General features: G+C 42.2%; 17 protein-coding genes. 13 read left to right on the top strand and 4 right to left on the bottom strand.

The features are described from left to right. Window positions 1-33 precede the first annotated feature (33 nt). Window positions 34-1,587 carry a fatty acid--CoA ligase family protein gene (locus C4B60_RS03160; protein ID WP_104056540.1) on the top strand — a complete coding sequence of 518 codons (1,554 nt, stop codon included), beginning with the start codon at window positions 34-36 and terminating at the stop codon, window positions 1,585-1,587. 409 nt (window positions 1,588-1,996) lie between these two features. After that, window positions 1,997-2,773 (top strand): enoyl-CoA hydratase-related protein, encoded by a 777-nt coding sequence (locus C4B60_RS03155; protein WP_104056539.1) that lies wholly within the window; start codon window positions 1,997-1,999, stop codon window positions 2,771-2,773. Window positions 2,774-2,807: 34 nt separating this feature from the next. On the opposite strand, the gene C4B60_RS03150 is transcribed toward C4B60_RS03155, so the two are convergent. Then, a complete protein-coding gene (locus tag C4B60_RS03150) occupies window positions 2,808-3,365 on the bottom strand; it encodes a helix-turn-helix domain-containing protein (RefSeq protein WP_104056538.1) in 558 nt (185 codons plus the stop codon). A gap of 116 nt (window positions 3,366-3,481) precedes the next feature. Here C4B60_RS03150 and C4B60_RS03145 point away from each other — a divergent pair, with 116 nt between their 5' ends. The 4 genes from C4B60_RS03145 to C4B60_RS03130 all read left to right on the top strand — a co-directional run bounded on the left by C4B60_RS03145 (window position 3,482) and on the right by C4B60_RS03130 (window position 5,925). Further along, a complete protein-coding gene (locus C4B60_RS03145; RefSeq protein WP_104056537.1) occupies window positions 3,482-4,198 on the top strand; it encodes an AzlC family ABC transporter permease in 717 nt (238 codons plus the stop codon). After that, window positions 4,199-4,507 (top strand): AzlD domain-containing protein, encoded by a 309-nt coding sequence (locus C4B60_RS03140; protein ID WP_104056536.1) that lies wholly within the window; start codon window positions 4,199-4,201, stop codon window positions 4,505-4,507. 190 nt (window positions 4,508-4,697) lie between these two features. After that, window positions 4,698-5,510 (top strand): YihY/virulence factor BrkB family protein, encoded by an 813-nt coding sequence (locus tag C4B60_RS03135; protein ID WP_104056535.1) that lies wholly within the window; start codon window positions 4,698-4,700, stop codon window positions 5,508-5,510. Between the two features lie 22 nt (window positions 5,511-5,532). Then, window positions 5,533-5,925, top strand: a complete 393-nt coding sequence (locus C4B60_RS03130; RefSeq protein WP_104056534.1) for a thiol-disulfide oxidoreductase DCC family protein — start codon at window positions 5,533-5,535, stop codon at window positions 5,923-5,925. Here C4B60_RS03130 and C4B60_RS03125 read toward each other — a convergent pair. Continuing rightward, window positions 5,922-6,284 (bottom strand): hypothetical protein, encoded by a 363-nt coding sequence (locus tag C4B60_RS03125; RefSeq protein ID WP_104056533.1) that lies wholly within the window; start codon window positions 6,282-6,284, stop codon window positions 5,922-5,924. The genes C4B60_RS03130 and C4B60_RS03125 overlap by 4 nt on opposite strands. 157 nt (window positions 6,285-6,441) lie before the next feature. After that, the gene (locus tag C4B60_RS03120) at window positions 6,442-6,681 is read right to left on the bottom strand and encodes an IDEAL domain-containing protein (protein ID WP_167578558.1); all 240 of its coding nucleotides are present in this window, start codon (window positions 6,679-6,681) and stop codon (window positions 6,442-6,444) included. Between the two features lie 208 nt (window positions 6,682-6,889). On the opposite strand from C4B60_RS03120, the gene C4B60_RS03115 reads away from it, so the two are divergent. Beyond that, window positions 6,890-7,483, top strand: coding sequence for a competence protein ComK (locus tag C4B60_RS03115; protein ID WP_104056531.1), 594 nt, complete (start codon window positions 6,890-6,892; stop codon window positions 7,481-7,483). A gap of 6 nt (window positions 7,484-7,489) precedes the next feature. Here the strand turns inward: C4B60_RS03115 and C4B60_RS03110 are convergent, their stop codons facing one another. Continuing rightward, window positions 7,490-7,900, bottom strand: coding sequence for a YhjD family protein (locus tag C4B60_RS03110; RefSeq protein WP_104056530.1), 411 nt, complete (start codon window positions 7,898-7,900; stop codon window positions 7,490-7,492). Between the two features lie 187 nt (window positions 7,901-8,087). On the opposite strand from C4B60_RS03110, the gene C4B60_RS03105 reads away from it, so the two are divergent. From C4B60_RS03105 to addA, 6 genes are all read left to right on the top strand, one after another. Further along, complete coding sequence (locus C4B60_RS03105; RefSeq protein WP_104056529.1) at window positions 8,088-10,076, top strand: S9 family peptidase; 1,989 nt, start codon at window positions 8,088-8,090, stop codon at window positions 10,074-10,076. A 159-nt stretch (window positions 10,077-10,235) separates the two neighbouring features. After that, window positions 10,236-10,949 carry a TVP38/TMEM64 family protein gene (locus C4B60_RS03100; RefSeq protein WP_104056528.1) on the top strand — a complete coding sequence of 238 codons (714 nt, stop codon included), beginning with the start codon at window positions 10,236-10,238 and terminating at the stop codon, window positions 10,947-10,949. Then, entirely contained in the window at window positions 10,904-11,461 is a 558-nt protein-coding gene (gene lepB / locus C4B60_RS03095) for a signal peptidase I (protein WP_104056527.1), read from the top strand. Before C4B60_RS03100 ends, lepB begins: the two co-directional genes overlap by 46 nt. Window positions 11,462-11,555: 94 nt before the next feature. Continuing rightward, a complete protein-coding gene (locus C4B60_RS03090; protein ID WP_167578557.1) occupies window positions 11,556-12,101 on the top strand; it encodes a GNAT family N-acetyltransferase in 546 nt (181 codons plus the stop codon). 74 nt (window positions 12,102-12,175) lie between these two features. Next, complete coding sequence (gene addB, locus C4B60_RS03085; protein ID WP_104056525.1) at window positions 12,176-15,655, top strand: helicase-exonuclease AddAB subunit AddB; 3,480 nt, start codon at window positions 12,176-12,178, stop codon at window positions 15,653-15,655. Continuing rightward, complete coding sequence (addA, locus tag C4B60_RS03080; protein ID WP_104056524.1) at window positions 15,633-19,406, top strand: helicase-exonuclease AddAB subunit AddA; 3,774 nt, start codon at window positions 15,633-15,635, stop codon at window positions 19,404-19,406. Before addB ends, addA begins: the two co-directional genes overlap by 23 nt. The last annotated feature ends 23 nt before the right edge of the window (window positions 19,407-19,429 follow it).

Here is a 19,429-nt window from a genome sequence, read left to right as displayed (position 1 = left end):
ACTCATTCATAAAATTGCAAAGGGGATGAATAAGTGAATTTATCAGATCAATTAAACAATACGGCTTTACAACACGGGGAGAAAACGGCATATTATTTTTTGGATCAATCAGCTTCTTATGCTGAATTGAATGGTGCAGTTAATAAAATGGCTAACAGCCTTGAAGCAATTGGCGTGAAAAAAGGGGACCATGTGGGATTACTGCTTGGCAATTCCCCTCATTTTATTGTTTCACTGTATGCTGCCTTGCGCATCGGAGCTACTGCGGTGCCAATCAATCCGATTTATACACCAGATGAGATTGCGTATATTCTTCGCGATGGAGATGTCAAAGCAGTAGTAGCGCTGGATTTACTGCTGCCGCTCATTGAGAAAGCACATAAAGCATTGCCTGGTGTAGGGCACTATATTGTTTGTGAAACCTCACAAGATACACCGGAACGCCTTGAAGCTCTAAATGATGAAATAAAGCAAAAGGTAACTGCTTTTACACATGCTTTAGCCAGCCAATCAGCAGACTATAAGGGGCCCCAATTGGACAAGGATGATACAGCAGTAGTTTTGTATACATCAGGTACAACAGGTAAACCAAAAGGAGCGATGCTGACCCATGAGAATATTTATTCGAATGCTCAGGATACCGCTGATTATTTGTCCATTCGCAGGGAGGACCGTGTAATTGCTGCACTGCCAATGTTTCATGTGTTTGCTCTTACGGTGGTGCTTAATGCACCTTTGATGAATGGTGGAACAATGATCATCATTCCACGCTTTAGCCCAAAGGACGTATTTGAAGCTGCTAAAAAATATGAAGCGACCGTTTTTGCAGGGGTCCCAACCATGTACAATTTTCTTCTGCAATACCCGGATGCAAGCCGGGACGATTTTAAATCTGTCCGTCTTTGCATCTCTGGCGGGGCATCTCTTCCGGTAGCGCTGCTGCATAGCTTCGAAGAAAAATTTAATGTACAGATCTCTGAAGGATACGGGTTGTCAGAGGCTTCACCGGTAACCTGTTTTAATCCGCTTGATCGTGAACGAAAAGCAGGATCCATTGGAACATCCATCACAAATGTTGAAAACAAAATCGTCAACGAGCTTGGAGAAGAACTAGGTGCAGGCGAGGTCGGAGAATTAATTGTACGGGGACCAAATGTCATGAAGGGGTATTATAAGATGCCTGAGGAAACAGAAGCAGCTATTAAAGACGGCTGGCTTTATACCGGGGACCTTGCAAAACAGGATGAGGAAGGCTACTTTTTCATTGTAGACCGTAAAAAAGACATGGTTATTGTTGGGGGGTATAATGTGTATCCCCGTGAAGTTGAAGAGGTTTTATACAACCATGAGGATATAGTGGAAGCAGCGGTTGTCGGCGTGCCGGATCCTGATTACGGGGAAGCAGTACAATGCTTTGTTGTATCTAAGAATCCTTCACTTACAAAAGAAGAGGTTGTAGACTATTGCAGTCAGCATCTCGCTAAATATAAGCTCCCTACAGTTGTTGAGTTCATTGAAGAACTGCCAAAAAATACAACGGGGAAAATTCTTCGCCGAGCATTACGTGATCAAATAAAACCAGCTTAATTAAAAGATTCTGGGATATAGCGATAATTTTATAAACGTGAGGTGAACGGAGGGGAAGGGGGCGACTCCTGCGGGAGGAAGCGGGAGCTTGAGATCCACTTGCGTCAGCAAGTTAGCTCAAGCCCCGCCCCGTGGAAAGCGTCCACCTGAAACGAAGTGAACCGGATAAAAGGGGTTGAGATACACATGTCTCAACCCCTTTTTTACTTTTCCTCTTGGTGCTCCTGTAGAATTTTCTTTGACAAGTAACGGTAGCGAAGAGTCCCAATGATGGTAACAAAAGCAGTGCCGAAGCACGTGCGCAGGGGATGGAGAAGTGATACAATTATAAAATGAAAGGGTTTTCAATTTAACATTCTGACTTTTACTTGTTTAAAAGAGTTAATGGGAAAAAGGAGAGCTAAAACTGATGCAAACTATTTTAGTAGAGCAAAAAGGCCACTTAGCGATTGTGACACTGAATCGCACAGCTTCTTTAAATGCATTTAATTGGGATATGCTGCTTGAGCTCGAACAGGCAGCAGAGGCATTGCGTATCAACCCGGATGTTCGTGCTGTAATTTTTACAGGAGCAGGGGGGAAGGCATTTAGTGTAGGAGCTGATTTAAAAGAACGGAAGACATTGAATGAAGCGCAGGTAAAGAGAAATGTGTATAAGATCGGGGAAGTGTTCAGTGCGATTGAAGCTTTGCCGCAGCCAACGATTGCAGCCATGAATGGACATGCTTTTGGAGGAGGGATGGAGCTTGCATTAGCGTGTGACTTTCGCGTTGTTCAAGATGACGCATTGATGGGGCTTACAGAAACAAGCCTTGCCATTATCCCGGGAGCAGGAGGGACACAGCGGCTTCCTCGACTAGTGGGAGAATCAAAGGCTCTTGAATTAATTCTGACAGCAAAACGTTTAACGGCAACCCAAGCTGAAGCTTGCGGCATGGTAACCCGGACAGCTCCTAAAGAGACATTTATGGAAGAAGTAATGAATTTAACGAACGCCATACTCTCAAACGGTCCTATCGCGCTCGTTCAGGCAAAATACGCGGTTAAAACAGGCATGAATACCGATTTACATACCGGGCTTCAAATTGAACGCAAAGCCTATGAGCAAACAATTCCTACAGAAGACCGGGCAGAAGCTCTTATCGCTTTTGGAGAAAAAAGAAAACCGGTTTTTAAAGGGAAATAAGTGAGAAGGGACTCCCAATGCAGGGTGTCTCTTCTCATTTTTCTTTGTAGTGAATAACTAATTGACATACAGCAAGCTCAGCTGATTTATTTTGGTAATGATGAATGGTATCTGCCCTAAAATGGATTGCATCTTTTTCCCTCAGCTCGTATTCCTCTCCCTGAATCGTGAGGTGAATAGCCCCCTTCGTAACCGTAATGTACTCTTCAACCTCATCTCCATGGCTGTCACTTTGATAGGAACAGCCGGGATCCAGCTCAATAGTGAAAGACTCCCACTGACGAAGCGGGTCGTATGTGAAAATTGGATATACCCTGTACTTTCCATCATCCTCAAGTAATACGTCAATGCTATCTGATTTGATCACTCGCACCTGCTGAAATGAAGGAGTAAGCAAAGATGAGAAGGAAACCTTAAAGCCGTTCGCTATTTTCCAAATAGTACCTACTGAAGGGTTAGATTCTCCGCGTTCAATCTGTCCGAGCATTGCTTTGCTCACACCTGTAATCAGAGCTGCTTCATCAAGAGACCAGCCTCTCTTTTTACGCAGTACTTTAAGCTTATCTCCCAGCAGTTTTTTTATTTCTTCCATTATTTTCACCTCGGGGTTGTAAAGAATAACGCACATTTGTATACTATAATATATTACTAGAATAGCGGTTTTGTTTTTTGTTATCAACTATTTAACGGGCATTAAGGAGTGATAGGATGCAGGCAGCAGCAGCTTCCTCCCAAAGATCAGAGTTTAAAAGCGGATTACATGCAGGCATGAGTATTGCGGTGGGGTATATGCCCATTGCGCTTACCTTTGGCCTCCTTGCAAAGACGACAGGTTTATCTTTAGCTGAAACTGTCCTAATGAGTCTGCTCGTCTTTGCCGGAGCTTCACAGTATATTTCTTTATCACTTATAGCAGCAGGAGTAGGAATTGCTGTGATCATATTTAACACCTTTATCGTCAATATCAGGCATTTTTTAATGTCTGCTTCATTAAATGAAAAGATGGAAAAGGATTCACTTGGAAAAAAAGCACTTTACGCTTTTGGACTTACAGATGAAACCTTTTCTGTGATTGCTACCCGGGAAGGTAAATCCACAACTTCGTTTGCTTTTGGAGTAATGCTTATTGCTTATGGCAGCTGGGTTATTAATTCAGGCATCGGTCATTTGATCGGTGCAAGTCTGCCTGTCTTTTTACAGGCAGCTATGTCGATCGCACTTTATGCGATGTTCGTTGGTCTATTAATACCATCAGTAAAAAAAAGTGTGAAAGTTTTTTACCTGGCCCTTACTGCAGGAGCATTAAACAGCATTCTCACATTAAGCGGTGCACTTGAGGCTGGCTGGTCAATAATAGCGGCAACTTTAGTTTCTTCTATCATAGTAGAAGTCGTTCTCTTGGCAAGAAGAAGGGCGGGGTTTTAAATGAATACCTCCATATTATTATTAATCGTTGGAATGGCAGTGGTTACGTATATACCCCGCATGCTTCCATTAACACTTCTTGAAGGTAAAGAGCTGCCTGAATTTCTTCAGTCAGTTTTGCGTAATATTCCATATGCGGTGTTGGGGGCACTTATTTTTCCGGGTATTTTGTTAATCCGGGAAGGAGATATCTGGTTTGGTCTGGTTGGGGCAGCAGCTGCTTTTACCCTGGCAATCGCAGGGGCAAATGTAATGGTTGTTGTTATTGGATCAATCCTTCTACTATCCCTTTATCATCTGATGATTTAAGCATTGAAATCTTTTCTGCACAATACCAAGTGCAGGAGAGGAAGATATTATGTAAAATAAAATTGAGTTAACAGAACGCTGTCCAAAGGATCGAGCAGATCGAGAATGAGGGCAGCGTTTTCGGTTAGGATAGAAAGATTGACGAAAACACATTCAGGGTATAAATCTAGCAGGGGAAGAAGGACTGCGAATGGCTATACTGGATCGATTTATTTATGCACTTAAGAGGTTTTTTAAGGAAGGCTACTATGACCAATCCGCACAAACTGCCTATTATTTTATGTTATCCATCTTTCCTTTTTTATTTATGGTCATGTCAATCGCCAGTTTTTTTCCTATTAATTCAGGCGATTTGATAGCAATCATTGAGCCTTACGCACCTCCAAGCACCTATCGGTTAATTGAATCTAATCTTACAACGATCCTTGATTCCGGTCAGGGTCAGGTCCTGTCAATCAGTGCGTTATCTGCTTTTTGGCTGTCATCTATGGCGATTCAATCTCTTGTAAGGTCGTTAAATGATGCACACCATATTAAGCGGAAGAAAAATTTTATTAAAGGTCTGTTTAGTGATTTCTTTTTAACGATTGGCTTAATTTTTATTTTGCCGTTAACGATCCTTATTCCGATTGTGGAAAAATTTATAACGAGATGGGCTGAAAAGTTTATATGGATTCCTTTAGATTGGCTTCAATATTGGGGAGTGATCAGATGGGGTCTTGGGTCACTTGTTCTATTTGTATTTTTCTGGCTGCTTTACAGGTATCTGCCTAGCCGTCAGATGACCTGGAAATCAGTCATACCGGGAGCATTATTTGTTACAATCGGATGGCAGTTAATTTCTGAAGGGTTTTCATTTTATGTTGGATACGGGAATTATACGTTATTATATGGTCAACTGGGCTCTGTCATCGTATTATTAATCTGGTTTTATCTTACTGCAGTTATTCTGTTATTTGGCGGGCTGCTAAATGCTTATTCAAAGGAGGACCGGCAAAGCTAAAGCCGGTTAAAGGAGGAAGAGGATGTCAGCACTTATTTTATTTGATGGAGACTGCCACGTCTGTAATTGGAGCGTTCAATTTATTATGAAAAGAGATCCGGATGGAATTTTTAAATTTGCCTCGCTGCAGGGGGATATCGGCAGCAAAATCAGAAGAACGTATAAGGTAGATCCGATGCTGGACTCGGTTTTGCTGCTTGAAAATGACCGGTTATGGAGTAAATCCACTGCTGCTCTAAAAATTTGCGGAAAGCTTTCAGGGCCTGTCAGGTTTGCGGTGCTGCTGCTGGCTGTTCCAAAGCCCCTCCGTGATTTAGTATACAGTTATATTGCAAGGAACCGATTTCATTGGTTTGGCCGGAAGGAACATTGCAGCCTTCCCACAAAAGAAGAGCGAAGAAGGCTGTTGGATTAGCCCGCTTCGCTCTTTTTAGCTGTTTTACTAACTGTATCTTTTATCACCTGTATACTTAAAACCAGACACAGCATGCCCATCATCCACATCAAACCTGCCACACCCATTAAAAAGTGAATCTGATCGACTGCATTATCAATAGGTGTCAGTGAATCGGACTGATTGCCAAGCCCCATCCAAAATAATAGGTGAGCGCCAATCATAAACAATAAATGAACTGCCAGCCATATAAAGCCGCTTTTCAGCTTTGGTGCGTGCTTAATGGACAATAAGGTAAATATAATGACTACTGCAACAGCCGCCACAAAGCCCCATTCCATTGCTGCTAAAAAAGTACCGTTTAACTCATAGTTATTCAATTTACTAAGCCCCTTGCATTAGAATAATAGATACTTCTATTATTCCTGATACAAGCAGGTTATGCCACCCCAAATACATGACGATTTGTTGACCTTAATGGAAATATTGAACCCCTTGCCTTTTAACTCTAGTTTGGAAAGGCAAGGGGGTTACTCTTTACACACCGTGGGTGTCCTCTAGTGTATTTAATTCGGCTGAATAACTCATGAACGCTTCCCGATCTTTTTGATCCAGCGCCTCATTTATTGCCGTTAAAAGCTGTTCCTTACGATGTTTGATCAGTATTTCGTTGAGAACCATGTCAACGTAGATCTCCATCATTGTCATTTCGCTTGATTGTTTTTGAGGGACGGTTGACTCATTCATGAACTCTGCGAACGATTTGTTATTTTCCATCTTCATCACCTCTGCTACTTTTTTTCATTATAGTGAATAATCAGACTAATTTCAACCATTAGTTTTTATTCTTTTAAAATTTACGAAATTACAGCCATTTTTTTCTATTTAGATAAAACATTTTTATTTAAAAATTCTGTCATTTTTTATATACAAATGTCGACTTATTGTGTAATATAGTTCCATATTCACATAAAGGAGTGATTTAATGGAAAATGCAGCTCATATGTATTCATCTGAAACAAATGCCCCTTATATTGTCAGCTCTCAAACAATGTTATTAGAGCCTTATATGGATGGGCACGTAAAAAAGACTAAAATCTACGAAAAGGATGTCAGCCCCTTTGTTGCGGAGCATTCACCTCAGGAAATTATTCAGTATTCCTGTCTTTATTTTCTCTCTTCGTATGAGGGCAGAAAATTTTCAACAAAAACATTAACAAATATTCGCCACAAGCCACCTATTGTTATTGACCCCGTTACAGGCGTTTATTTTTTTTCCACTCATTCCGATACAAACCCACACAACCGCTGGCTTTCCCTTCAGCATCTTAGAGGATACGAATCTTTTGAAAAGGATCAGACACTTGTGACGCTCTCTGGAAATATAGAAATCGTTTTGCCTCTTTCAAAACAGTCATTTATCCAGCAATATTTAAAAGCTTCTCATCTGTTTTGCAGAACGCAATTTAATTTTGATGAAATCAGAGAGAAAACAGAGCCTGCCTACACAGTAGAACGCCAGGCGAACAGGTTAATGTTTCTTGAATATTTGAGCCGGATCGAACGAGAGCAGAAATAATTTCTATTAAGGAAAAGTTAAACCGGCGGAAGGAGGAGCCTGCTGCTCATAACTTTTCGCCTTTAACCTATCCATAAGATAAAACCGAAGTAAATTTTCTGCATGGTTGCGTAATCTGGGGTTAAAGTAATTATGCTTTTCTTCATAGCCATTGTAGACGAATAAATAAAGTGTAAAAGCTTCATCTGAGTCCAGTTTGACTACCTTCAATCCTCTTTCCCTCATATAGCGCTTTATAGCCGAAAGATCGCGTTGAACGGCTTTCATTGTTTCTTCAATCAATTCCAGATAAGGTTTTTTAAGCTTAAAGGGACTTTTTTCTATAATAAGACGATCTCTTTCCAATACCGTCAAAAGCATGGGCAGATAAAAAGCGTTTTCGAGCTTATCTCGGTCTTCTGCCGGAATTTTCGTCATTATAACCGCCTCCAAAAGAACATATGTTCTTGTATATTATTCTACACAGAATAGCAGAACTTACAACAGGTATTTTTTTCACACTGCACCATTTCTATTTGCATTATTCACAAAAAAATCTGATAATAGAACAAGTTGGTTATTTTGATAGCCGAAATAAACTGTACTTTAGTTGGAGGGGTTTTAGTTGGCAGAGAAGCGTAAAATAACAGTGGAGGATTTATATTCAATTCATTCCGTTACAGATCCAAGATGGTCACCTCAAGGGGATGAAGTCATTTTTGTGAAAACTCATATAAACCCGAAAAGTCATACATACGCCTCAAATCTTTTTCATGTGGATAGTAATAGCGGCGAAATAACTCAATGGACATTTGGGGATAAAAAGGTTTCCTCGCCAAGATGGTCTCCTAATGGGAAAAAAGTAGCTTTTGTGTCTAACAGAAGCGGAAAAAACCAGCTTTACATTCTGTCAAAAACAGGAGGGGAAGCAAGGCAGATTACTGATACAGAGCATGGAGCGGGAAATCCGGTCTGGTCCCCATGCGGAACTAAGCTTGCCTTTTCGGTTTCATTAAAAAAAGATGAAACCATTCCAAAAGCAGAAGAAGAAAAAAAGGAGGAGGCACAAGACGAACTCACTCCTTTTGAAACGGTCACGATGAAATATAAAGCAGATGGAGCCGGATTGTTAGAAGGCAAAGAGCAGCATATTGCTATTATAAATATAGAAACAGACGAATTGGTTCAGGTGACAAGCGGAGAAAATAGCTACACGCTGTTTGATTGGTCACCTGATGGTGAAAAATTGGCTTATTCAACAAATAATGAAGCGGAGAATAAGGATTTTTCCTTTAATAATGAGCTTTATATTTACAGCTTAAAAAACGGAACAAGAGAAAAGATTAAAACAAAGGAAGGCTATCTAGGAGGGGCGGCATGGTCACCGGACGGGGAAAAAGTCGCTTACACAGCAAGTGATCGGACCTACGAAAATGCTTCTCATGCAAAGCTATGGGTTTATGATTCAACTACTCAAACCCAGCAGTGCATTACTGAGGGAATTGATGCACCGGTTGGTGACTTTTCTGTTGGGGATATTCAGCAGGGTGCCGGGGTCCAAAGCGTCGTATGGAGTGATAATGAAAGCTTTTATTTTGTCATTAGCGACCAGGGGAGTGTCTCGCTTTATTTTGGTTCAATAAATGGCGAAGTATATCCGGCACTTAGCGGAAGCCACCATGTGTACGGCTTTGACGTTCATGGTCCTTCTCAGCAGGTAATCGCTGCCATAAGTACTGCTGTCAGTCCCGGGGAGCTTCATCTTCTTCACATTCCATCAGGGAAGAATACCCAGCTTACCGAAACAAATAAAAGCTGGCTTGAGGAAGTAGAGGCAGTGGAACCGGAACAGATCAGATTTAAAAGTGCAGGTGACTGGGAGGTTCATGGCTGGTTTATGAAGCCGGCTGGATATAGAGAAGGAGAAAAGTATCCGCTCGTTCTTAATATTCACGGGGGGCCTCATGCTATGTATGCCAATACCTTCTTTCATGAAATGCAGGTGCTTGCGGCTCAAGGGTATGCCGTTTTGTATGTAAACCCAAGAGGAAGCCATGGCTATGGCCAAAAATTTGTAGATGCTGTAAGAGGGGATTATGGAGGCAACGATTACAATGATTTGATGGCAGCAGTAGATTACGTGCTTGAAGAATACGGATTTATCGACCAGGAGCGCCTCGGAGTAACAGGGGGAAGCTATGGGGGCTTTATGACAAATTGGATTGTGGGTCATACTGACCGCTTTAAGGCAGCAGTTACCCAGCGTTCTATCAGTAACTGGATAAGCTTTTACGGTGTAAGTGATATCGGCTACTATTTCAGTGAATGGCAGATCCAGGCTGATTTAAATGATATCGATACACTTTGGAAGCACTCTCCGCTGGCATATATTAATCAAATAAACACCCCCCTGTTAATTATGCACAGTGAAAAAGACTATCGCTGTCCTATTGAACAGGCTGAACAGCTGTACATCGCACTTAAAAGAAAGGAAAAAACAGCAAAGCTTGTTCGTTTTCCAGAGTCTGACCATAATTTATCCAGAACCGGAAAGCCGAATTTGCGTCTAGAACGCTTAAACTATTTAACCGGATGGTTCGCTGAATACTTATAGAAGTAAATGGACGGGCTGTACGAATTAGGTACAGCCCGTTGTTTATTTGGAGAGAAAAGAGGGAAAAATGAAGACACACCAAAGATAGTAATAAAAGAAAATATGCTATACTAAAGTATGGCTTTCGCTGATGGTGACTTTAAATTGAGGAGCATTCACATGGCGCTTGAAACTGTTGAAGCATGGCTCACGGTTGAGAATCTTCGGGAGATTATTGGAGAGTACCGATCGTTTGGACCTTTGCTGGGAATCCTATTACCTATTTTAGAAGCATTTCTTCCTTTTTTGCCATTGGTTGTTTTTGTTGTCGCTAATGCCAACGCGTATGGATTATTTTTAGGCATACTGCTTTCATGGGTAGGAGCTACAGTAGGTGCGCTGCTTGTCTTCCTGCTTATCAGGCGATTTGGCGACAAGCGCTTTTTGGCATTCTTACGAAATCAAAAGCAAATTAATAAATTGACAAAATGGGTAGAGCGCCACGGTTTTGGACCGCTGTTTCTCTTATTATGTTTTCCATTTACGCCATCTGCTGTAGTGAATGTAGTAGCAGGGCTGTCAAGAATTAGTATATTCCAGTATATGCTGGCAGTCGTTACAGGTAAGCTGGTTATGATTTCTACTATTTCATTTATTGGCGCTGATCTTGTTTCACTTATAAGGGAGCCTGTGAAAACCGGCATCGTCCTTGGTGTCATTGTCATCCTATGGATTGTAGGGAAAAGAGTAGAAGCAAGAATAAATAAAAAAATGGAACGGGATAACATCGTTCATGAAAAGCAGAATAGTAACGATACATCCGTAAAGTTTGAAAGGTTGGAGAATAGATGGAATCATGGAAAAAAGAAGGCTTCGAATGGATCAAAGCACTAGCGGTCGGGATCGTGATCGTTTTGGTAGTAAGAATCTTCTTATTTTCAAATTATGTGGTAGAAGGCGTGTCAATGCAGCCTACTCTTGAGGATGGAAATAAGCTTGTTGTAAATAAAATCGGCTACCAAATTGGAGAGCTTGAGCGCTTTGATGTTATCGTCTTCCACGCAAGTGAGACAGAAGATTATGTCAAACGGGTGATTGGCCTGCCCGGTGATGAAGTTGAATACGTTGATGATCAGCTTTATATAAATGGAGAATATTATGAAGAACCCTACCTTAGTGAATTTCGGGAAAACGAAACAGGTGAGCGTCTAACAGGGGACTTTACTCTTGAGGATATCACTGGGGAAAACGAAGTTCCTGAAGGAATGATTTTTGTACTTGGAGACAACCGGAAAGAAAGTCTCGACAGCCGGATTTTTGGTTTTGTAGAACAGGATTCAGTAGTAGGGAAAGTAAACCTTCGCTACTGGCCGTTAAATGAGATGAATATAACGTTTAAGGAGTAACCGGAAGACGGGTCGTACAGACCGGTCTTTTTTGTTTATAGCTGCAGGGGCAGGAGATTTTTTCTAGAATAGTATGAGTAGGAGGGGATTGGGTATGCTGCTGGAGAATGAGAATATAAAGCTTGGCCCTGTATTAGAGGATGAATTTGAGAAAATAGCCGGCTGGTACTGGCATGAATCGCTAGTGAGACGACTGGATGCTTCGCCCTACCGTTTCCGTACTGCTGAAGAATTGAAGAAATGGTGGCTGGAGAAGGATGACGCTGCTCGGCGCTTTGGCATCCGGTTAAATGATACTAATGCCCTTATTGGCTTTGTTGAAATTGATGGGATTCTGTGGAATCATCGCAACGCCTGGGTCTCAATTGCCATCGGAGAATCAGCGGAGTGGGGAAAAGGGTATGGGAAAGAAGCGATGGAATGCTGTATCCGCTATGCTTTTTTAGAGTTGAATTTGCACCGTCTGCAACTGACAGTGTTTTCTTATAATGAATCAGCTATTCGTTTATACGCAGCACTAGGGTTTGTAAAAGAAGGCGCCCACAGGGAGTTTATTGAACGAAACGGTAAAAAATACGATATGCTTTTATACGGACTATTGCGGTCAGAATGGCAAAATGACAACGATTATCCTTTATAAAAAGCTGGAGCTAGAACGTATGTTTTCGTTTATGGTATGATGAAGGTAGTTTGAATGGCAAAGGAGGGTTATTGGTGAGTGTAACCATAAAAGTGGGTCGCTCAGGCTCAGGAAAAACATCTGCAATGATGGAGGATGTGCTGCAAAAGCTTAAAAAAGAGCCTGATGGCAAACCAATCGTCCTGCTGGTTCCAGAACAAATGACGTTCCAGTCAGAATACAGTCTGGCCTCGCAGGCAGGAGGAATGATCAGAGCGCAGGTTTTCAGCTTCACACGCCTTGCCTGGCGGGTGTTACAGGAAACTGGTGGATCTGCAAGACAGCATGTCAACCAGACCGGCATTACCATGCTTATCCGAAAAATTATAAACGAACAGAAGGAACAGTTAAAATTATTTGGACGTGCTGCCACTAAGCACGGGTTTATACAGCATGTAGAATCCATGATTACTGAATTCAGAAGGTATTGCATTCAGCCGGAGGATTTAACACAGCAGGCGGCAGATTTAAGCTCTATGAATGCTCCAAAATCCCTGGTGGACAAGCTCAGTGACCTGGAGACTATTTATCGTGATTTTGATCAGCTGCTGGCTGGAAAGTATATAGATGCAGAGGATTATTTTAAGCTCCTTGCTGCTAATATAGCAGGATCTTCTTGGGTAAAAGAGGCTGATATATACATAGACGGCTTTCATAGCTTCACCCCCCAGGAGTATCTTGTGTTAAGTGAGCTTATGACAAACGGAAAGAATGTCACGGTTGCCTTAACAATGGATGAACCCGGGACAAGCGCCGCTCTTTTCCGCCAGACAAATGAAACCTTTCTTAAAATAAAGGAAATTGCTCAGCAAAAAAATATAAAGGTGAAAGTGGACCATGAACACGGCAGAAACCGTTTTGAGAGTGAAAGTCTTACCTTTCTTGAAAGCAGCTTCGAACAGCGGAATATGTCTTATAACAAGGAGTCAAGCCTGTATATTACTGAAGCAGCCAACCGCCGAGCAGAGGTGGAAGGCATTGCCCGGGAAATACGAAAACTTGCCCGGAGTGAAGGCTTTCGTTATAAGGATATGGCAATGCTGATGAGAAACGGGCATGCCTATCATGAGTTAATAGAACCCATTTTTTATGATTACGAGATTCCTTATTTTATTGATGAAAAGCGAACGATGCTCAATCACCCGCTCGTAGAATTTATTCGGTCAACTTTAGAAATGATCGTGAAAAATTGGCGGTATGATTCTGTCTTCAGAGCGGTAAAAACCGAGCTTTTCTACCCGGATGTAACAAGAGTGTACAAAATCCGACGCCAAATGGACAGGCTGGAAAATTATACTCTTGCCCACGGAATACAAGGAGACCGCTGGATCAAGCAGGAGTATTTTCACTACAGGAGATTTCGCGGGCTGGATTTTGTTGATGCTCCGCAAACTGATCATGAACAGGAAATAGAAAGCGATTTAAATGAGGCAAGAAGTATTATTGTTGAGCCGATGAAAAAGTTTCATAGAAGGCTTAACAGAAACAAAACAGCAAGAGGAAAAAGCCAGGCGCTATACCAGTTCTTAGAGGAACTGAGTGTACCGGAAAAGCTTGAGCAGTTTGCTGTCATGGCTGAAGAGAGAGGCGACCTGCTTCGTGCTAGAGAGCATGATCAGGCGTGGAACGCAGTCATTGACCTGCTGGATCAGCTGGTAGAGATGCTGGGCGATGAAAATATGACTACTGCAGAATTCGCTGACCTATTGGAAACCGGTCTTGAAGCACTGGAGTTTTCTTTGGTTCCACCTTCCGTTGACCATGTGATTATTGCCGATCTTGATAAATCAAGACTTCCTTCTATTAAGGCGGCTTTTGTTCTGGGTGTAAATGATGGAGTGCTGCCATCGCGTATGCAGGATGACGGAGTGCTTGCAGAAGAAGACAGAGACTGGCTGGAGCGTTCAGGATTGAATCTCGCTCCGAATGCCAAAACGAGGCTTTTGGACGAAGAATTTATGGCTTACCGTGCATTTACTTCATCGTCCCAAAGGCTTTATGTGTCATATCCTATTGCTGATGAAGAAGGAAAATCCTTGCTTGCTTCCCCTTATATCAATCGTCTTAAAGAAGTTATACCTAGCTTCAAAGGCTCCTTTACGCTGAACGACCCTATAGAGCTTGCGGCTGATAAACAGCTTGAGTATATTTGCCATCCGGAAGCTACAATTTCTTATCTGACAACCCAGCTTCAGCAATTAAAACGAAATTATCCGATGGCTGACCACTGGTGGGATGTTTATAATTTTTACGCGGGGGACCTGCTTTGGAAAGATTCAAGCAGGAGAATTTTATCAAGTTTATTTTACCGCAATACGACAAAGCCATTATCCGCTGATACAACGAAAGAGCTGTATGGATCGTCTATTTTGGCAAGCGTATCACGAATGGAAAAGCTGAACAGCTGTGCGTTTTCTCATTTTGCAAGCCACGGTCTGAAGCTGCAGGAGAGAAGTGTGTTTAAGCTGGAAGCGCCTAACATTGGCGAGCTCTTTCATGCTGCCTTGAAATGGATCTCTGAGCAGCTGATTGTCCGTAAGCTTGATTGGAAAAAGGTAACGAGGGAGCTTTGTCAAACGCTTGCAAAGGAAGCAGTGGAGCATCTGGCACCAAGGCTTCAACATCAGATTTTGCTTAGCTCAAGCCGTTATCAGCATATTGCAAAAAAACTTGAGGGTGTTATTGGGCAGGCTTCGTATATCATAAGTGAACATGCCAGATCGAGTGGTTTTGTTCCGATTGGCGTAGAGGTAGGATTTGGACCAAGGCAGGAGCTTCCTCCGCTTGAATTTGAATTGACCAACGGCGCCACCATGCAGCTGCAGGGCCGAATTGACCGCGTTGATACCGCAAGCATTGATGAAAAAGTGTATCTGAGAGTCATTGATTATAAGTCGAGTGCAAGAGATCTGGATTTTACCGAAATTTATTATGGACTCTCACTGCAAATGCTGACTTATTTGGATATTGCCTTATCAAATTCAAAACAGCTGGTTAAAGCGGAAGCCGATCCTGCCGGAATTTTATATTTTCATCTTCATAATCCTTTAATAAAAAGCAAAAAGAGACTTTCACTCGATGAGATAGAAGAAGAGCTCCTAAAGCAATATAAAATGAAGGGGCTGGTCCTTGGCGATGAAGAAGCTGTCAGACTGATGGATCAGACACTTGAGCAGGGGCAGTCATCGATTATCTCTGCGGGTCTGAAAAAAGACGGCTCGCTTCGTTCTGATTCTAAATCGGCAAGTAAAGGGCAGTTTCAGGCGATGAGGCAGCATACAAGAAAGCTGTTTCAGCAATCAGGAGATCGTATTATGAGCGGGGATGTAAATATTGATCCCTATGAATTTAAAAAAAGAACGCCTTGCCAGTTTTGTTCTTACCGGTCTGTATGCCAGTTTGACCAGGCGCTTGAAGATAATCAGTACCGAAAGCTCCAGCCCAAAAAGCCGGAGGACTTACTGCTAAGTATGAGAGAGGAGGAGTGGCAGCTTGATACCGGTAAAACCAAATGATGTTACATGGACAGACGACCAGTGGCAGGCAATATGGGCAAAGGATCAGGATATCCTGGTAGCAGCTGCTGCCGGCTCAGGAAAAACAGCTGTACTGGTTGAACGGATGATTCAAAAGGTTTTAAATGAAGACAGTCCCGTTAATATCGATGAGCTGCTCGTTGTAACGTTTACTAATGCATCAGCTGCTGAAATGAAGCACAGGGTCGGACAGGCACTCGAGCGTTCGCTGCAGGAATTTCCGGACTCAACCCATCTAAGAAAGCAGATGAGCCTGATTAACAAAGCATCCATTTCAACTTTGCATTCATTTTGTTTAGACGTAATCCGGACCTATTATTATTTGATTGATATTGACCCAGGTTTCCGGATTGCTGACACCACAGAAGCAGAGCTGTTAAAGGATGAAGTACTTGAGGAAATGCTTGAGGAGAAATATGGTGAGGAAAATGCTCCCTTTACGCGCCTCGTTGAAGCAGTAACGAATGACCGGAGTGACGATGCACTTCATCAGCTGATCAGAAAGCTGTATGAATTTTCACGTTCCCATGCAAATCCAGATCAATGGCTCGATCAAATCATTCAGTTGCATAATGTTCCGGAGGACTATGATATAAATGAACATCCTTTAATCGATTACTTGCTTTTTCATATTCAGCTTGAAATTGAAGGTGCGATGCAGCTTACCCGCTTTTCCCTTGATGCAAGCAGGCAGCCGGGAGGTCCTTCTCCGCGTGCAGTCAATTTTGAAGATGATTTAGCGCAGCTTGAGAGATTAAAAAACGCAGCCGATTGGCTTGAAATCGATCAGCAAATAAAGGGGATGAACTTTACAAGGTTAAAATCCTGTAAAGGGGATGAATTTAATGAAGGGCTGATTGAGCAGACAAAGAAATGGCGTGATCAGACCAAAAAAATGATTGAAGCAATTCGTGATACATTTTTTATCCGGGATCCTCAGAGCTATCTGCGCGATATGAGAAAAATGACGGATCAGCTAACTGTACTAATTAGTCTTGTTAAAGAATTTCACCTTCGTTTTTCTGAAGCAAAAGAAGAACGAGGTTTAGTTGATTTTGCTGACCTGGAGCATTATTGTCTGGCAATTTTAAAGGACGAAAACTCAGAAGATGGAGCTTCTCCAAATCCTTCTGAAGCGGCTCGCCATTACCAGAGAAAATTCAAAGAAGTGCTGGTGGATGAATACCAGGATACAAATATGGTGCAGGAAACGATTTTGCAGCTTGTAAAAAACGGCTCAGAAAAAAATGGCAATCTGTTTATGGTAGGGGATGTTAAGCAGTCAATTTACCGATTCAGATTAGCAGAACCCAACTTATTTCTAAAGAAATACCGTACATTCTCAAAAGAGCTGAGCGGATTAAAAATTGATCTCTCGCAGAACTTCAGAAGCCGGCCGGAAATTTTAGATGCTACTAATTTTGTATTCCGGCAGATTATGGGAGAACAGGTAGGAGAGATTGATTATAACAAGGATGCGGAGCTTGTAAAAGGTGCGCCCTATCCCTTGGAAGATGATATCCCGGTGCAGCTTTCCCTCATTGATCAGGCTGAGCCTGGAGGGGAGCCGGATTCCCTGGACGAAGTAATGGACCAAAGGGAAATGGAGAAATCAAGGCTTGAGGCAAGGTTTATTATTAAAGAAATCCGTAAAATGATTGATAATGAAATGCCTGTTTACGATATTAAGAGAAAGATTCACCGGCCAGTTGAATACAGAGATATTGTGATTTTGTCACGGTCCATGACCTGGACGCCTGATATGATGGAGGAATTTCGGCAGGCAGGAATTCCTTTGTATGCTAATGTATCGACTGGTTATTTTGAAGCTACCGAGGTCTCGATTATGATCTCGCTTCTTAAAATAATTGACAATCCACATCAGGATATTCCGCTTGCTTCTGTCCTGCGTTCGCCTATTGTCAACTGCACGGAAGAACAGCTTGGCAATATTAGAACTGCTGCTTCTTCAGGCTCTTACTGGGATGCCCTTCAGTCTTTTGTAGATAGGGGTGGTAAGCAGGAGGACAAAGGGCTTCAGGAAAAATTGGAATGGTTTTTAAAGCAGCTCACTAAATGGCGGACGATGGCAAGAAGCGGGGCAATGGCAGAGCTGATATGGCAGCTTTACAGAGACACTCAGTTTTACGATTTTGTAGGAGGAACACCTGGAGGAAAGCAGCGCCAGGCGAACCTGAGAGCCTTATATGACAGAGCAAGGCAATATGAAGCGACTTCTTTTAGGGGCTTATTCCGTTTTCTACGATTCGTTGAGCGCATGCGGGATCGCGGGGATGATTTAGGTGCAGCAAGAGGACTAAGCGAACAGGAAGACGTCGTCCGGCTGATGACGATCCATTCCAGTAAAGGACTTGAGTTCCCTGTTGTATTCCTATCAGGAATGGCCCGTGCCTTTAATGAGCTTGATTTAAGGGGAAGGTTTTTTCTCGATAAAGAGTTTGGATTAGCGCTTCCTTATGTCCAGCCTGAAAAAAGGATAAGCTATGAAACGCTGCCTCAGCTTGCTTTTAAAGAAAAAAAGCGACTGGAGAATTTAGCTGAGGAAATGAGAGTACTCTACGTTGCCATGACACGTGCGAAGGAACGTCTATACTTGGTAGCGACTTTAAAAGATGCACAAAAAGCAATGGAAAAATGGCAATCAGCTGGTAATCATACTAAATGGCTTCTGCCTGAATTTACGAGAAAAGCAGCTAAATCCTATCTTGATTGGATCGGTCCGGCTCTTATCAGGCATAAGGACGGTGCAGTTCTGCAGCAGGAGCAGCCTTTAAATAAGCTTGAGGATCCGGCAGAATGGTCTGTTCAGCTAATTGACAGTGCTGAGATTGAAAAAATGGAAGAGGAAAATGTAACACAGGAAAAATTCCTGGATTTAGTTCAGCGTCATCAGCCTGTCCCGGTAGAGAGCAGCAGCAGGGAAGAGGTCTTTAACCGGCTTAATTGGTCCTATCCATTTGAAGAAACGACAAAAAGACGTTCCAAGCAGTCTGTTTCAGATATAAAACGGATGAATGAGATACAGGATGAGAGAAGCGCCTTTGATTTTGCAGGCAAATCCTCTAAGAAATTGTTTGACCGTCCAAAATTTCTGCAGGAAACAAAGATTTCAGCAGCAGAAAGAGGGACGATTATGCATATGGTAATGCAGCATATCCCCCTAAATCAGGAACCAACAGTAGAAACTATACGTGTTCTACTAGAAGAAATGGAGCGGAAGGAATTGCTGACACCGGAGCAGAAATCAGCAGTCAGTCTGCAGCCGATTATTTCTTTCTTTGATTCAACTATTGGAAAACGTCTGCTTCATGCGAAAAGCATTAAAAGAGAAATTCCATTTACTTACGTAGCAGGAGCAAAAGAGCTCGGTTTGCCTTCTGCTCAAAGTGATTCTCAGGATAATGTATTGATTCAGGGGGTGGTCGACTGCTTATTTGAAGATGAAGACGGGATAGTATTACTTGATTATAAAACAGACCGGATTACAGACCGATTCGAAGGCGGCTTCCCGCAGGCAAAAAATGTGATGAAGAGAAGGTATACAACCCAGCTGTCATTATATAAATTGGCATTAGAAAAAATTCTTGGCCGTACGATCGATGAAACGATTTTATACTTTTTTGACGGAGGCCATGTGCTTCCGCTTGAAGGGGAGGAAATGGACTACCAAAGTAAAACAGCCAGTTCGATTGAAGGGTATAATTTTTAATGGATTTAAGTTTTAAGTGTATG

The sequence above is a fragment of the Jeotgalibacillus proteolyticus genome, from assembly GCF_002926065.1.
GTDB classification, from domain to species: domain Bacteria; phylum Bacillota; class Bacilli; order Bacillales; family Jeotgalibacillaceae; genus Jeotgalibacillus; species Jeotgalibacillus proteolyticus.
The sequence above is the reverse complement of the archived record's forward strand: the minus strand, read 5'-3'. Positions and strand labels throughout refer to the sequence as shown.

What these genes read in the sequence shown, in the direction of transcription:
- C4B60_RS03090 (WP_167578557.1), top strand. Translation starts at nt 11,556, where the DNA reads ATGCTGCTGGAGAATGAGAATATAAAGCTTGGCCCTGTATTAGAGGAT.
- C4B60_RS03115 (WP_104056531.1), top strand. Translation starts at nt 6,890, where the DNA reads ATGGAAAATGCAGCTCATATGTATTCATCTGAAACAAATGCCCCTTAT.
- C4B60_RS03140 (WP_104056536.1), top strand. Translation starts at nt 4,199, where the DNA reads ATGAATACCTCCATATTATTATTAATCGTTGGAATGGCAGTGGTTACG.
- C4B60_RS03120 (WP_167578558.1), bottom strand. Translation starts at nt 6,681, where the DNA reads ATGGAAAATAACAAATCGTTCGCAGAGTTCATGAATGAGTCAACCGTC.
- C4B60_RS03145 (WP_104056537.1), top strand. Translation starts at nt 3,482, where the DNA reads ATGCAGGCAGCAGCAGCTTCCTCCCAAAGATCAGAGTTTAAAAGCGGA.
- C4B60_RS03130 (WP_104056534.1), top strand. Translation starts at nt 5,533, where the DNA reads ATGTCAGCACTTATTTTATTTGATGGAGACTGCCACGTCTGTAATTGG.
- C4B60_RS03135 (WP_104056535.1), top strand. Translation starts at nt 4,698, where the DNA reads ATGGCTATACTGGATCGATTTATTTATGCACTTAAGAGGTTTTTTAAG.
- lepB (WP_104056527.1), top strand. Translation starts at nt 10,904, where the DNA reads ATGGAATCATGGAAAAAAGAAGGCTTCGAATGGATCAAAGCACTAGCG.
- C4B60_RS03150 (WP_104056538.1), bottom strand. Translation starts at nt 3,365, where the DNA reads ATGGAAGAAATAAAAAAACTGCTGGGAGATAAGCTTAAAGTACTGCGT.
- C4B60_RS03155 (WP_104056539.1), top strand. Translation starts at nt 1,997, where the DNA reads ATGCAAACTATTTTAGTAGAGCAAAAAGGCCACTTAGCGATTGTGACA.
- C4B60_RS03110 (WP_104056530.1), bottom strand. Translation starts at nt 7,900, where the DNA reads ATGACGAAAATTCCGGCAGAAGACCGAGATAAGCTCGAAAACGCTTTT.
- C4B60_RS03100 (WP_104056528.1), top strand. Translation starts at nt 10,236, where the DNA reads ATGGCGCTTGAAACTGTTGAAGCATGGCTCACGGTTGAGAATCTTCGG.